Annotated in this window: 12 protein-coding genes and 1 riboswitch; all 12 genes read right to left on the bottom strand. The window is 52.8% G+C overall.

Annotated elements, in window-relative coordinates; all coding sequences use genetic code 11:
* Positions 1–29: 29 nt before the first annotated feature.
* The 12 genes from LOS79_RS30685 to LOS79_RS30630 all read right to left on the bottom strand — a co-directional run bounded on the left by LOS79_RS30685 (position 30) and on the right by LOS79_RS30630 (position 14,733).
* On the bottom strand, positions 30–698 hold the full coding sequence (locus LOS79_RS30685; RefSeq protein WP_315414722.1) for a methionine ABC transporter permease: 669 nt from the start codon (positions 696–698) through the stop codon (positions 30–32).
* Entirely contained in the window at positions 698–1,714 is a 1,017-nt protein-coding gene (locus tag LOS79_RS30680) for a methionine ABC transporter ATP-binding protein (protein ID WP_315414721.1), read from the bottom strand. Before LOS79_RS30680 ends, LOS79_RS30685 begins: the two co-directional genes overlap by 1 nt.
* Before the next feature lie 108 nt (positions 1,715–1,822).
* Positions 1,823–1,958: riboswitch (SAM riboswitch) on the bottom strand.
* A 91-nt stretch (positions 1,959–2,049) separates the two neighbouring features.
* On the bottom strand, positions 2,050–2,796 hold the full coding sequence (locus LOS79_RS30675; RefSeq protein ID WP_315414719.1) for a Cthe_2314 family HEPN domain-containing protein: 747 nt from the start codon (positions 2,794–2,796) through the stop codon (positions 2,050–2,052).
* Between the two features lie 29 nt (positions 2,797–2,825).
* Entirely contained in the window at positions 2,826–4,598 is a 1,773-nt protein-coding gene (locus LOS79_RS30670; RefSeq protein WP_315414718.1) for a UbiD family decarboxylase, read from the bottom strand.
* 63 nt (positions 4,599–4,661) lie between these two features.
* On the bottom strand, positions 4,662–5,600 hold the full coding sequence (locus LOS79_RS30665; RefSeq protein ID WP_315414716.1) for a COX15/CtaA family protein: 939 nt from the start codon (positions 5,598–5,600) through the stop codon (positions 4,662–4,664).
* A 96-nt stretch (positions 5,601–5,696) separates the two neighbouring features.
* Positions 5,697–6,041, bottom strand: coding sequence for a thioredoxin family protein (locus LOS79_RS30660; RefSeq protein WP_315414714.1), 345 nt, complete (start codon positions 6,039–6,041; stop codon positions 5,697–5,699).
* 116 nt (positions 6,042–6,157) lie between these two features.
* Positions 6,158–7,786 carry a putative polysaccharide biosynthesis protein gene (locus LOS79_RS30655; protein WP_315414712.1) on the bottom strand — a complete coding sequence of 543 codons (1,629 nt, stop codon included), beginning with the start codon at positions 7,784–7,786 and terminating at the stop codon, positions 6,158–6,160.
* A 29-nt stretch (positions 7,787–7,815) separates the two neighbouring features.
* On the bottom strand, positions 7,816–8,298 hold the full coding sequence (locus LOS79_RS30650; protein ID WP_315414710.1) for a DUF456 domain-containing protein: 483 nt from the start codon (positions 8,296–8,298) through the stop codon (positions 7,816–7,818).
* Between the two features lie 34 nt (positions 8,299–8,332).
* On the bottom strand, positions 8,333–9,112 hold the full coding sequence (locus LOS79_RS30645) for an HAD family hydrolase (RefSeq protein ID WP_315414708.1): 780 nt from the start codon (positions 9,110–9,112) through the stop codon (positions 8,333–8,335).
* Between the two features lie 79 nt (positions 9,113–9,191).
* A complete protein-coding gene (locus tag LOS79_RS30640; protein WP_315414706.1) occupies positions 9,192–11,330 on the bottom strand; it encodes a peptidoglycan D,D-transpeptidase FtsI family protein in 2,139 nt (712 codons plus the stop codon).
* 71 nt (positions 11,331–11,401) lie between these two features.
* Entirely contained in the window at positions 11,402–13,480 is a 2,079-nt protein-coding gene (locus LOS79_RS30635; RefSeq protein WP_315414704.1) for a peptidoglycan D,D-transpeptidase FtsI family protein, read from the bottom strand.
* A 113-nt stretch (positions 13,481–13,593) separates the two neighbouring features.
* The gene (locus LOS79_RS30630; RefSeq protein WP_315414703.1) at positions 13,594–14,733 is read right to left on the bottom strand and encodes a transglutaminase domain-containing protein; all 1,140 of its coding nucleotides are present in this window, start codon (positions 14,731–14,733) and stop codon (positions 13,594–13,596) included.
* Positions 14,734–14,742 lie beyond the last annotated feature (9 nt).

Below are 14,742 nucleotides of genomic sequence, written 5' to 3'. Positions count from 1 at the left end.
TGTTGAATAAGGCTCTATATGGACGTACCTTATTTCCGTGTAAAATGTTTGACCAGCCGGTCGCCGGCCATTTGCAGCAGCTGCACCAGAATGACCATCAGCGCTACCGAGATCAGCATAACTTCCTTCTCATACCGGTAGTACCCGTAGCGGATTGCCAGGTCACCCAGCCCGCCGCCGCCGATCATCCCGGACATAGCGGTATAGGAGACAAGTGTAACAATGGTAATTGTTACTCCGGCCAAGAGGCCCGGACGAGCCTCAGGCAGCAGCACGCGCATAACGATCTGCCCCGTGGATGCCCCCATGCCTTGCGCCGCTTCAATAATTCCCCGGTCAACCTCCCGCAGTGCCGTCTCCACCAGTCTGGCAAAGAACGGTGCCGCACCGATCACCAGTGCCGGAATCGTGCCAAGAACGCCGATTGAAGTTCCCATAATCGATTTGCTTAAGGGAATAAGTGCAACCATCAGGATGATGAACGGGACCGAGCGCAGGATGTTTACAACCAGTGATAATACCGAGTAAACAGCTCTGATAATAATGTTATTTGATCTTCCCCATAAATATAACACAATTCCGAGCGGTAAACCAAGAATAATTGTGAATATTCCTGAAAAAGCTAACATTTTTAGTGTGGCTACCGTTGCATCCAGCATTTCCTGCCAGTTAATATCATTAAAATTCAAGCCGCCCATCAGGAAATCACCTCCACATCAAGGCCCTGGGCCGTAAGTTCCGTAAGTGTCGCGCCTACTGCCTCAGAAGGTCCCTCGAACCGGACAATCAGCTGGCCGTAGGGTATGTCCTTGATGGTCGAGATGGTCCCCTGCAGAATGGCAAAGTTGACTCCCGTTCCCTGGGCAACATGCGAAAGGGTGGATTCATATGTTTTCTGGCCAAGGAATGTTATCTTAACAGCTTTGGTATATCCTTCATGCACCGCGTCGATCGCCTGGCGCAGCGGCCCGTCAGACTGGGCTTCACTGCGGATGAATTCTTTCGTAACTTCATGCTTCGGTTTCAGAAATACCTGCGCTACCTCGCCCTGCTCCACAATTCCGCCGCCATGAATGACAGCCACTCGGTCGCAGATACTTTGAATGACATGCATCTCATGAGTGATCAGCACGATAGTCAGGCGGAATTTTGTATTGATATCCAGCAGGAGGCGCAGAATAGAATCAGTCGTCTGCGGATCAAGCGCTGAAGTCGCTTCATCGCACAGCAGTACATCAGGGTCGCTTGCCAGCGCGCGGGCAATGCCGACACGCTGCTTTTGACCGCCGGAGAGCTGCGCCGGGTATTTGTTCCAGTGCTCCTCGAGCCCGACCAGAGCCAGGAGATCTTTGACTTTACGCTCAATCTCTGTCTTGGAGGTGCCGGTCAGCCGCAGCGGAAAGGCGATGTTGTCGAAGACGGTTGCTGAGGATAGCAGATTGAAGTGCTGAAAGATCATGCCGATTTTACGCCGCTGCTCCTGCAGCTGGCCCTGGCTGAGAGACGTTAATTCCACCCCGTCTACCCATACCTCGCCCTCTGTCGGGCGTTCCAGCAGATTAATGCAGCGGATCAGTGTGCTTTTGCCGGCACCGGAGTGGCCGATAACACCGAATATTTCGCCTTTTTTAATCGACAGGCTAAGTCCCGAGAGTGCTGTTGCCGCTTTACTCCCTTTTCCGTATACTTTGGTCAAATCCTTCAGTTCAATCAATCGTCCCGTCCCCCTTAGAGCTGATAATGCTTGTTAATGCTTTATGCAAAAAGACCCCCTGCGATCCGTGCAGATCGCAAGAGGCCCTGTGTGTATAATGACAATGCCTTCTCATCTGCCAAATACCGCAAACCTGGCGGCATTGTAGGAATTAGCACCATGACATTTGCGCGCAGCAGTAAGCTGTATACAAACCGGTTGCCGGGCTTCATCGGGCCTATCCCTCCGCCGCTCTCGATAAGATAAAAGTATGAAGTTTAATATTCCGCCAAATGTCAGGAATTAATGTATGCCTAAGTATATTAAGTTTCCTGTTCTTTGTCAAAGGTAAGTTTTTACGAATGCAGCTGCCTTGGCTTCAGGCTGGAAGCAGCTTTGTTCCTATGCCACTGCTCGTTGCTGTACCTGAATGCGGCAGACAAGGATTTGCTGGCCATCTCCACGCCTTGCTTCAAATCCTCGAGATGGCTGTCGAGATCCTCGAGCTGAATCCGGTCATGCAGACCCTGATGGCGCTGCCAGAGATCATCCGTCATCTCCGCGTTCATATAATGAATCTCGGCATTGCGCCGTTTGCGCAGATTCTCCAGCGGTTCGCGGTAGGAATTCTTGATCCCCTCCAGCTCCGTTGCGAGCGGCGTATGTGCTTTAAGCAGCTGAAATTGCCGCAGAACCGTAAAGTAGGAGAAATGTGCCTTAACCTTGCTCGTGTTCAGATCATACAGGCTGTTCAGCACCGTTCCGAGCTTGTCCAGCAGGGAGAAGACACGGATAAAGCCGTTTTTATAGAAATACACATATCTGGCGTACTCCCCCTGCTCATCCGGTGACATATCATCCATATAACCGGCCACTACGGACCTCCGGTAAAAGGCCGCAGCGAACCAGCTCTGCTCCAGCTCGTCCAGTGATGAAATCAGACCGCGTGTCCATATTTCCAGCTTGCGGTATTCGTGGTCACGGTCTTCATGCGCGTTCATCTCCTTGCGCAGCATGGAGGCAACCTTCGCCATGTTGTCCATGGCTTCGGCCAGCACCCCGCTGTTCTCCCGGGGCGGCTCTCCCAGCAATATCCGCAGCATATGATGGTCCTCCTTATGAAATGATGACTCTATACAAGAGGGAAATAGTGCTTCCAGTTGCGGTTCACCAGCTCTACGGTGTCTTCAAGGGGAACCAGCTCTTCCGGATATCCCCGCTTCATCCTGGCATCAATGACAACCGGCAGCGAATAGCTGACCGTATTACGCCTAACCTTCATTCCGGCATAAATATCATCTGCCGGGTTGAACCGGGTGAACACGGACCACAGGAATGAGGTCTGTGTTCTGACCGCCGCTTCCGCATCGTCCACAAGCACGATCAGCGGCCAGTCTGCAGGCTTTTCCTCAAATGAAGCCACAAGTCTGGCCGGCAGCTCTGCGTCCTCTTCATAGGATGCTCCGGAAACGGCTAAACATCCTCCGCAATAAGGAACAGCGGCGGTGATTGCTGGAAGCAGCCCGCCGGTGTACGTTCTAGGCAGCTCACGGACCGGATTCCCTATACCCAGCACCACTGCTTTACTGCCGTGATTCAGCCTCGGGCCGGTATAATCCAGCGTATCCATTGAAGTATTAGCCAGGATCAGCAAATCCGATTCCGGTTTGAAGCGTTCAAGCACCGTTTCCAGCAGCTTAGGGAAATCCGTCAGCTCCACCTGTTCACTGGTCAGGAAGAGGAACTTCGTCAGGGACAGCTGGCCTTCACCCAGAATACGAAAAGCTGCCGCCACCGCTTCCCTCGAATAGCTCTCCCGCACCACAGCCGCGGTCAGGGAATGGGATCCGGTCTCGGAATACGCCCAGAGCGCTTTAACGGAAGGCATCAGCAGCGGATAGGCCGGAGCGAGCAGCCGCTGCAAATAATCCTTAAGGTAATAATCCTCCTGGCGCGGCTTGCCGGTAATCGTTGCCGGAAAGATGGCATCCTTGCGGTGCCACATCCGCTGCACATGCATTACGGGGAAATCATGCTGCTGCGAATAGTAGCCGAGCTGGCTGCCATACGGGCCTTCCGGCCTCCGTTCAAACGGCGACACGCGCCCGCGGAGCGAGAATTCTGCCTCAGCAGGAATCCGGTGCCCGCCTAACGGATCCTGAACCATGGGCAGCTTGCTGCCGAGCATAAGTGAAGCCAGCATCAATTCGGGAAGACGCTCCGGTACGGGTGCAACGGCAGCTGCAATCAGGGCCGGCGGTCCGCCAATAAATACAGATAACGGCAGGGTCTCACCCAGAAGCTCAGCCTGACGGTGATGAAACCCGCCTCCTTTATGAATTTGCCAATGAATACCTGTGGTGCTGTCATCATGAATCTGAACCCGGTACATCCCGAGATTATGATCTTTGGGGTTGGTAATACTCTCTGTGTAAACCAAGGGAAGGGTGATGAACGGCCCGCCATCCTTGGGCCAGCTGGTTATTCGGGGCAACTCCTTCAGCGGATCATTGCTGCGGCAGAGGCCAAGCACCGGCGCTTCACCCTGCGGCACATTTTTGGTTCCGGCTTTCAGCAGATCAAAGAGTACGCCCTTTTCTCTCCACAGACCGGAAGCTGACGGCGGAAGCATAGCCTCCACCGCAGTGGTCATTGATTTCATCAGCTGCTCCGGGCGTGTTCCAAAGGCTTTGTTGACCCGGCGGACTGTACCGAACAGATTGCTTGCCACCGGAAACGGCGTTCCCAGTACATTTGTAAACAGCAGCGCCGGGCCTTCCTCTTCGACCACCCGGCGGTGGATCTCTGCCAGCTCCAGGTTAGGGTCTACCGGAGTATCAATTACGGCAAGATCCTTGTCCCTGCGGAGCTGTTCAATCCATTGTCGCAAATTACCATATGCCACTATAGCGTTCCTCCTAACGGGACCTCTCCTTATTCACTCATCCCCTATATCCGTTTCGTCATCTTATCTTTGCTTGCCCGTTCTGCTGAGCTGCCAGACCCGGACACTCATATAACACAGAACCCCGAAGAGGCCTGAGATCAGCACAATATGGGATAGTGCCGAGAATATGTACCAGCGCTCATTGTACAGTGTATGTACAACAGCAGCTCCGCTGAGTACCTGCAGCAGGCAGAGCAGAACTGCAGCAATCCCCAGCGCTCTAAGCTCCGGCAGCTCCCGGTGCTTCCAGAATGCCAGGTGGCCGAGCACAGCCGTCAGCAGGAAAAGCAGCGCTGCGGCAATCCGGTGTATGAATACAATCCCGACTCCGCCGGTCAGCTCCGGAACCCATTCGCCGTTACACAGCGGCCACCCCGAACAGCCGCCCTGGGAGTCCGTGTGACTTACGTATGCTCCAATGTAAACGACGATATAAGAATATAGTGCAGTAACCCAGGTTAAGTTGCGGAAGCTTTTGCTGACACGGGCAGAATTAACTGCTGTACTGCTGTATTCTCCGTGCAGATATGCCTGTCTGGCTCCAAGCGCCAGCATCAGTGAGCTGGCAAAGGCAATCAGAGAGAAGCCCATGTGCAGGGCCATTACGGCTGCAGATTGCGACTTCATTACCGCAAGCGCTCCCATTCCTCCTTGCACGATCACAAACACAAGCGTCAGCAGGGCATAGGTAAGCAAATCCTTGCGGTGCCTGGCATAACGCCAGAAAGCATACATGGAGGCCAGTGACATCAGTCCGGCAAGCCCGCTGAACAGACGGTGAGTGTACTCAATCAGGGAGCCTATCGTATAGGCCGGAATCAGCTTGCCGTGGCAGAGCGGCCACCCGTTCCCGCACTCCAGCCCTGACCCTGTCTTGGTCACAACCACTCCGCCGAGCAGCGCCAGAAACATCACGGTACAGGTCATATAGCTGAGCCATTTCAGTTGGAGCGTTGTCAATGTTATCACCCGCATTTTATTAGTTGAAATGAATAAGTATAAAATTGTAAAAAAACACCGCTTCTGCTCGGGTAGGGCGAAAGCGGTGCTGCTGCATTACTTGTGAATGCTGAGGTAAACGTCCAGTGCCGTATTCAGGAAATTCTCAATTTCCTCACGCGACTTGCGGAGCTTATTCACAAATCTGACCAGTTCCCGGCCGTCGGTATAAGCGACAAAGCTGGGAATGCCCAGTATATTCTGTTCCTGGCTGACATCGCCCACGGCATCCACATCAACTTCAACCAGTGTGAGGCGGTCACCATATTTGAGCTCTACATCCGGCATAAACGGATCGATGAATTTGCAGTCGGAGCACCAGTCCGCCTTGAACACCGCCACTGTCAGGCGCGGAGATTGAATTGCGACCTGAAAACCGGCAGGAGAAGTAATTTTATCCATCCAGTGACCATTCCCTTCCTACGTAGACCATTGCAACTTAAAGTCTTACTTTAAGTGAATCAAAATGTACGGAATAAGTCAAATAAAAAAGACAAAATAAGACAATAATCACATCATTATTCGTTAGCACGCACACGGGCAGGCTGTAATTTCATCAACGGATTAAGCAGCTTTCGCAGCGGACGCGGATATCCCGCAATCTCCTGGCTGCTCAGTACACCGAGAACAATCAGCAGAACCAGATATACGATGACAACTGCAGCTCCTACCACCAGACAGGTAATCAGAAAGGCCAGCCGGTCAGGCAGCCAGTTGGTCAGCATAATTCCCGCCTCATTCAATCCGTAGCCGATTCCGGCCGCGGCCAGCACAGCAATCGAGAACCCTCCCCAGCGCTTGCCGAGAATTTCGAAGGGTACGATTTTTTTGAGCATCCGTAAGTTAAGCAGTGTAATTACAATGAAGCACAGGGCAGTGGCCCCGATAATGCCGTAGATCCCGAGAATTTGGCTAAGCAGCAAACTTGAAGCCAGCTTTACCACAATACCTGCCAGTACGTAATACATCGAAATCCGCGATTTGCCCATTCCGAGCAGAATGGAGTTCGTAGTCATCATCGTAATCTGGAAAATTGTCCCCAGAGTGAGCATAGCTACGATTCCGCTGCCATCAAGACTGCTGAATAGCAAACCGTTAACAGAATATGCTGCAACCACCAGCGAAATTACTATCGGTGTGCCTGTGAGAATTGAAATACGCAGCGCCAGGGTCACCTGGCGCTTCAGATGCTGCTCATCCTTACGCGCAAATGCTGCTGAAATGATCGGAATGAGTGAAGTGCTCAGTGCAATGGATAACACCGGAGGAATTCCGGCTACACTCTGTGCCCGGCTGCCGAAGATGCCCAAGGCACGGGTTGCCGCATCTGCCCCGATTTGCCCGCTGAGTAGCGGTACAATTAAGGAGGTATCAATAAAGTTCACAACCGGTACGGTTACAGAAGAAAGTACAATCGGAATGGATAACTTAAAGATATCTTTATAAATACCGAGTAAGGGAAGTCTGGCTTCACTGCTGTCATACAAAGCGGCTTTCTCCTCGGTACGGCGCATTTTCACAGCGTAATACATCATTACCCCAAAGGCCCCGATACTTCCGAACACACTCCCGAAGGAAGCCCCCGCCGCCATCCATGTGTTGCTGTACCCTTGGCGGAGCAGGATAAAGGCAAGCAGAACAGCTGTGGAAACCCGGGCAATCTGTTCTACGATCTGTGAAATGCCCCCGGCCATCATATTGTTGCGGCCCTGGAAATAGCCGCGCATCATTGCAATGGATGGAAACAGCAGCAGCGCCGGAGCAATCGCCCGGATGGCCAGCGTACTCTCCGGAACTTTGGCATAATCCGCATAATATGGAGCGGCGATATACAGCACCGTGCTCATCAGTACACCAACTACAGCCGCAAATATCAGCGCTGCCCGGTACACCTGCTGTGCCTCCTGCGGACGGTTCAGCGCATAACGCTCCGACACCATTTTACTCAGTGTACTGGGAATTCCAGCCGTCGCCAGCGGGAGAAGCATCAGATATACGGTATTGGCCTGTGTAAACGAGGCGTTACCGATATCGTTAAATAAATGTTCCAGCGGCACCCGCTGGGCAAGACCAAGCACGCGGGCCACAAGTGCTGCCGCAGCCAGAATAAGCGTGCCTTTGACAAAGGATTCCTTCTTGTTGGACAAGCTGTTTCGCCTTCTTCACAATAAATTTACTACCGTCCAATCCAGATGAAGAAGAGGACGACCATTACAATCTGCAAAATAATTTTGACTACGGTGCTGCTGAACAGCCCCAAGAGTGAGCCAAAGCTGACCTTGACCGCCTTATCCGGCTTCGAGCCGGCAATCAGCTCACCGATAAAGGCGCCCAGGAACGGGCCGATCAGCAGGCCAAAGGCCGGAATTACAAAAGGGCCTACAATGATCCCGATCGTGCTGCCGATAACGGAAGCCCTTGAACCGCCAAACTTTTTGACACCCCAGGCCCCCACCACATAATCGGCCACAAACAGCACAACCACAATCAGCGTCTGTATAATCCAGAACCAGGCACCGAAGGAGCCGAAGGAAAAGAACCAGCCGTATACGAAGAAAGCCAGATAGATCGCCAGCGCCCCCGGCAGAATCGGATATACCGCTCCTGCCAGCCCTACTGCAAACAAAGCAATAATCAGAATCCAACCCAGGATCGTCAATTCCTTCAGCTCCTTAAGTTTTGATAGGACAAGCTCAAGCCCGCTTGGAAATCCTTCCGGCTGAGGCTCCCGCCTCCGTCAAAATATACTTCTGGATCACTTCCGCAATCCCGTCATTATTATTCGTAGCCACCACTGCGTCGGCCTCCTGCTTGACGACCTCCTGCGCGTTGCCCATCGCTACTCCGAAGCCGGCCTGCTGGATGGCCGCCAGATCATTCAGGCTGTCGCCGACGGCAACTACCTGTGACATGTTAATCCCAAGCAGCTTGCAGACCTCCAGAATGCCGGACGCCTTATTGACGCCAAGCGGATTAATCTCCAGATTAAACGGCGAGGAGTTGGTAATCTCCAGCCCGCCAAGCTCCTGAAGCCGCATCAGCAGCTTATGGCGGATCTCGTGATCCTCGGTCGAATAACCGAATTTCAGCCATTCCCGGCCCTCGATATCGCCGTCCCAGGTATCCCGGTTATATACTTCATCCACGGAATACGCCCAGAACCATACATCAAATTCCTCAGCAATCTTATGCATCTGCTTAACCTGCTCCACATCCATCAGGGAGCGGCGGTACAGCTCATAAGGCGCACGCCAGACCTCGCTTCCGTTGACCATAATCATCGGCGTCTTAAGTCCGAGCTGCTCGGCATAAGGCATAGCACTCCGCGAGGAGCGTCCGGTTGACAGGCAGACATGCACTCCGGCCTCCATCGCTTTTTTAATCCATTCCACAGTCTTGGGGGTAATTTTCAGTTCATCATTCAGCAGGGTTCCATCCATATCCAGTGCAAGCAGGCGGTATTTGGCAGTCATATGCCACCCCTCCATTTCTTGTATGCCATCCGTTTACCGGAAAGGCTGTATATTTGTGAATCAGGCCTACGGCGGTTCGTCAGTTGGTTCCTGTCGTTCCGGCAGTTCCTGCCGCTGTGTCCGCTCCTCCCCCGGTAGTTGCAGCATCCCCGGCAGCGGGGTCTGCAGTTTTTACATTTTTCTTAGGAATCCCGTCCAGCCCGTACTCCCAGTCATAAGCGTCGAATATTTTACGCGCGACCGGCGCGGCACTGTTGGAGCCAAACCCGCCTTCAGGAATAACTACAGCAACAGCCAGCTTAGGATTATTACGCGGAGCAAAAGCAATAAATACCCCGTTATCTCGCAGTTCCCCTTTACCGAGCTGCTGGGACGTCCCTGTCTTGCGGGCAAAATCATAAGGGAAATCGGCGAACGCCGAAACCTTACTGTTCATGCCTTGCTTAATTTCTTTCCAGAACGATTTATCAAACGTTGTGACTTCATCCAGCACCTCGCGCTCAAATTTCTTGACCACGTTGCCTTCTGAATCGGTGATTTTACTGACCAGTTGCGGCTTAATACGTACTCCTTCATTGGCCAGCGTTGAAGCATACTGGGCAAGCTGAAGTACAGTATAACGTCCCTGCTGCCCGAAGGAGGCATAGACCAGTGCCGCTTGCGCACTGCCTGCTGCCTTGATATCGGTGTAGTTGATCTGTCCGAGATATTCATTGGGAAGTCCGCTTTGGGTAGATACGCCAAGACCGAATTCCTTCATGTATTTGTCCCAGACCTCAATTCCCTTGCCCTGATATTGCTCATACAGCTTCTTGCCGACCATGTCGACCATAAATACGTTAGAGGAGTCCTCAATCGCCTTCGCCGGGTCCATCCGGCCGTACACGTGCCCGGAGGAGTTGCGCACAGAAGACTTGTCATCCTTGCCGAAATAAGCGATACCTTTGTCAGTATACGTATAGGAAGTGCTGAAGAAGCCTTCATTCAGCCCAATCAGCACACTCAGCGGCTTAATGGTTGAACCCAGCAGTACTGTAGAGCCAAACCCATGTCCGGACATCCCCGAGGAATAAGGAGTAATGGTACCGTTCTGGTAGTTGCCCATAATCTGGTTCCATACGGCAGAATCCAGCTTCTCTGCAGTCCAGACATTCGTATCATAATCCGGCATGCTGGCCATAGCAACGATATTCCCTGTATCCACCTCCATAGCCACAGCGTAGCCTGTTACTGCATCGGGGTGGGTCTTGCCCTGTACCGCATTCTTATGCAGCCAGTCAATTTGTTCCGTAATCGCTTGCTCAGTCTTGAGCTGGACATCCTTATTAATCGTCATCCATATATCGTTGCCCTTGACCGGCGGTACAACCTCTTCAACCTTCTCAGCCATATTCTGCGGATTAACAGAAATCACCTGATAGCCGTTTTTGCCGCGCAGCTCACGCTGATACTGCAGCTCCAGGCCGTCAAAGCCTACAAACTCATCGTCTTTATAGCTCAGTCCGGGATCTGAACCGATCTTCTTCATCGCATTCAGAATATTTTTGTAGATATTGAGCGTACTGGAGGATTTGAACGGCTTGATATACCCTACCGTCTGTACAGCAACTGTATCCTTGTCGTAATGCCGTACGCCTTCCTCTACAATCTCAACGCCGGGAAACTCACTTTTATGCTCCATGAAATAGGCGATTTCCTGCGAGGTCAACCCGGATTTGATTTTGCGGGCCATATAGCCGGAATATTTCTTGAAATATAAATCCAGGGAACTGATCACATCATTCACCGACAGCTTCTCGCCGTTCGGATCGCCGAATTTATTAAACTGCGCCACCAGGCTGTTAGCCAGGGCATAGGCGTTCTCCCGGGCTTCAGGCTTCAGTGTGCTGATTCCGGTTTCCTTATCTACAACTTTAGCTGTGTATTCTTTCGTCAGCGTTACATACAGCGACTGAACCGAGGTCGAATACGCAATCTCTTCGCCTCCGGCAGCACGGATAGCCCCGCGGATAGAAGCAAGCGGCACACTTTTGGTATCCCGGCTGGTCTCCACCTCAGTCAGGGTAGGACCTTCCACAAACTGCACTACTGCCAGACGGATGATAATTACGCAAAAAATAACAAACGTGCTGAAGAAAAACACGTTTAGCCGCAGGCCAAGCGAGCTCTTGCTGTCCTTCTCGTCTGTGGGAGAGGCCTGCTTTCGGAAAACACTCACAGTTTTTCACTCCTCTGCATCTCAAGTGGAAACGGATTTGCCGCCCTTTAACAGGGGCAGCACCGTTTCAGTTATTTCACTGCTGAATCCTGCCCGGCTGGCGGCAGCAGATTCTTCTTAGGGACTCCGTCAAGCCCGTATTCCCAGTCATAGGCCTCAAATATCTTCCGGGCCACCGGTGCAGCACTGTTCGATCCAAAGCCGCCTTCCGGAATAATGACCGCTACGGCAAGCTTCGGCTGCTCCCGCGGAGCATAAGCAATGAATACCCCGTTGTCGCGGATCGCCCCGTAGGCCTCCATCTCCGAGGTACCCGTCTTGCGGGCAAAGTCATACGGGAACCCGTCAAACACTTTAACGGAGGTATTCATACCCTGCTTAATTTCTTCCCAGTAGGAGGGATCAAATGTAAATTTGTTCAGCACTTCCCGCTTGAATTCCTTAACGGTGTTGCCTTCGGCATCTGTAATTCTGCTGACCAGCTGGGGCTTGATCCGCTCACCCTCATTAGCCAGCGTTGCCGTATACTGGGCCAGCTGCAGTGCTGTATATTTGCCCTTTTGCCCAAAAGAAGCATACACCAGTGCCGCCTGTGCTGAGCCTGCTTCCTCCGTATTCAGGTAATCGATAACTCCGGCGATCTCGCCCGGCAGACCGCTCTGTGTCGTTACCCCCAGCCCGAAGGCCTTCATATATTGGTCCCATACTTTGGTGCCTTCACCCTGATACTTCTTATACAGCGGATTACCGACTTCATCGACCATGAAGGCATTGGATGACTCCTGAATCGCCTCGGCAGGATCAATCCTTCCCAGCACATGGCCGGAGGAATTGCTAACCGAAGAGCTGTCGTTTTTACCGAAATAAGCAATACCTTTGTCCGTATACGTATCTGTAACGGAGAAGAAGCCTTCATTCAAACCGATTAATACACTTAACGGCTTGATTGTGGAGCCGAGAAACACCAGCGACTTGAGCCCGTTCCCCGAAACACCGGAAGTATTCTGTGTAATCGTACCGTTCTGGTTATTATCCTTGATCTTCTCATAGGCCTCAGGCAGCAGCTTCTCGGCATTATAGACATTCGTGTCATAGTCAGGCATACTGGCCATCGCCACGACATTCCCTGTATCGACCTCCATCGCCACCGCATAGCCGGTTAATGCATCAGGGTGATATTTGCCTTGAACCGGATTCTTATGCAGCCAGTCAAGCTGATCCGTGATCGCCTGCTCCGTCTTCATCTGCACCCCTTTGTCGATCGTCATCCAGATATCATTGCCCTTGACCGGCGGAACGGAAGCAATAACCTCCTCCGCCATATTCTGCGGATTCACTGCAAGACGCTGATAGCCGTTTTTGCCTCTTAGCTCACGCTGATATTGCTGTTCCAGGCCATAAATACCCACAAATTCATCGTCGCGGTACATCAGGCCGGGATCTGCATCCGTTTGCTTCATGGCATTACGGATATTCTTGTATATATCATAGCTCTCCGTAGAACGGAATAATTTCATATAGCCTACTGTCTGGACAGCCACCGTGTCCCTGTCATAGTGGCGGACGCTCTCTTCCACAATGGAAACTCCGGGGTACTTATCCTTATTTTCCATGAAGTGGGCAACTTCTGCTTCGGTCAGCCCTGCTTTGATTTTGCGGGGAACATACCCGAGCGATTTCTTGTAATCCAGATCAAGCAGCGCGAGGATTTCCGCTCCGGTAAGCCCGTCTCTGGAAGAATCGCCATACTCTGCAAAAACTGCCGACAGCCGCTTCACCAGGGAATCCGCATTGGCTTTGGCCTCAGCAGTGAAGTCATAATGTCCGGTGTCCTTATTCTTGGCTTTAGCTGTATATTCTTGGGTTAAAGTGATATATAACGACTGAATCGATGTGGAATAGGCAATATTCTCGCCGCCGGCCGCATGAATGATCCCCCGGATCGCCGCAAGCGGAACCTCCTTAGTCTCACGGCTGGCCTCCGCCTCGGCAAGCTCGGGACTTTCCACAAACTGCAGCCCCGCAAGCCGGATAATGATGATGCAAAAAATAAAAAAGGTGCCGAAGAAAAACAGATTTATGCGTAAACTCAGGTAGTTTCGGGTGTTCGAAGACTCCGGGCCAAAGCCCGGCTTACCGAACCATCTCACAGCATGTCCTCTCCTTATATGGTTTGCACAACAGACCTTCCGGCAGGCTGCAGGCAGATGCTCTTCTTCACGCTGTTATTGTACCATAGATGCAGGAGCATCCGCTTCTTCTGTCAGAGGATGTTTTCCTTGATATGGGTCGTGCTGAAATCCTGCGGGTTGAACCAGTTGCCGCTACTTGCCCAGGTGGAATCCAGAGGGATCCAGCGCTCCTCACTGCTGATGTAGACCTCATTCCAGGCATGCGGCCCGTACCCGCCCCGGCCGTCATACCCTTTGCCGGTTACAACCCGCACCTGAAGCCCCTGGGAACGGGCCATCATGGCATACAGGCGCGCATAATCAATGCACACCCCAAGCTTGGTATCGAAGGTATCCTGAGGGGTCTGCTCATGCCAGATCCGCTTCTGTTCATAGTTCTCAGCCTTGGTATAGTCGTATGCAATACGTGATCCGATCCAGTCATACAGCAGCCTGGCCTTCGCTTCATCCCCGCCAGCCTCTCCGGCGATATCTGCAGCAGCACCAGCAATATCCGCAGAAATATCATGGTCAATCACTTCATATTTGCGCCGCAGAATATCATTCATTTCAGCCGCTACTGCCTGGGTCAGCACCGGCAGCCTGCCTCTCACCTGTTCGCCGGCAAGCGGCTCGAAGACCGCTGCGGCACTCTGGCTGTAGACCGGCGAGGATTCCACATAGCGGCTGAATCCGCTGCCCGGGTTCAGGCTTACGCCGATGTACAGGGCGAAGACCAGGGCCAGCGCCCGGGCAAGCCCGGCGGCGAAGCCGAGCACAGCGCCGCTTAGCCGGCTGGCACCGGTAAGCTTCCCTCCCCGTGCCGAGGAGCGGGGCAGGCGGAAGGGCAGGAGCAGGAACAAAAGGCCCAGCAGCAGGCGGATCAGCAGATAGGACAGCAGAAGCAGCAGCAGGAAGCGGACTAGCGGTGAATTAGCCAGCACAGACAGCGCTGTATAGTACAGCTGCTGCCACTGGCTCAGCCGGCTGTCCGGCAGGGCAGCCTCCGCTGCGTATTTGGCGGCAAGCGGGGACAGATACACGGCTGCCGGTACCGCCATTGCCAGCGCGGCTACAGTAAGCAGCCCGGAGCCAAGCAGTCCGAACAGCCCTCCGGCTGCTCTCCTGAAGCCCCGGCCCCAGCCCTGCAAGGCGGAGAACAGCACAACCAGCAGCAGAACAATGGTGATGATGTTGGCTTCGCTAAGACTATCTATCCAGCTATTCAGCATATTCCCCCT

The sequence above is a fragment of the Paenibacillus sp. MMS20-IR301 genome (assembly GCF_032302195.1).
GTDB lineage: Bacteria > Bacillota > Bacilli > Paenibacillales > Paenibacillaceae > Paenibacillus_AQ.
Note: the sequence above shows the minus strand (reverse complement) of the source record. Positions and strands in the feature narration are given on the sequence as shown.

What these genes read in the sequence shown, in the direction of transcription:
- LOS79_RS30675 (WP_315414719.1), bottom strand. Translation starts at nt 2,796, where the DNA reads ATGCTGCGGATATTGCTGGGAGAGCCGCCCCGGGAGAACAGCGGGGTG.
- LOS79_RS30660 (WP_315414714.1), bottom strand. Translation starts at nt 6,041, where the DNA reads ATGGATAAAATTACTTCTCCTGCCGGTTTTCAGGTCGCAATTCAATCT.
- LOS79_RS30685 (WP_315414722.1), bottom strand. Translation starts at nt 698, where the DNA reads ATGGGCGGCTTGAATTTTAATGATATTAACTGGCAGGAAATGCTGGAT.
- LOS79_RS30645 (WP_315414708.1), bottom strand. Translation starts at nt 9,112, where the DNA reads ATGACTGCCAAATACCGCCTGCTTGCACTGGATATGGATGGAACCCTG.
- LOS79_RS30630 (WP_315414703.1), bottom strand. Translation starts at nt 14,733, where the DNA reads ATGCTGAATAGCTGGATAGATAGTCTTAGCGAAGCCAACATCATCACC.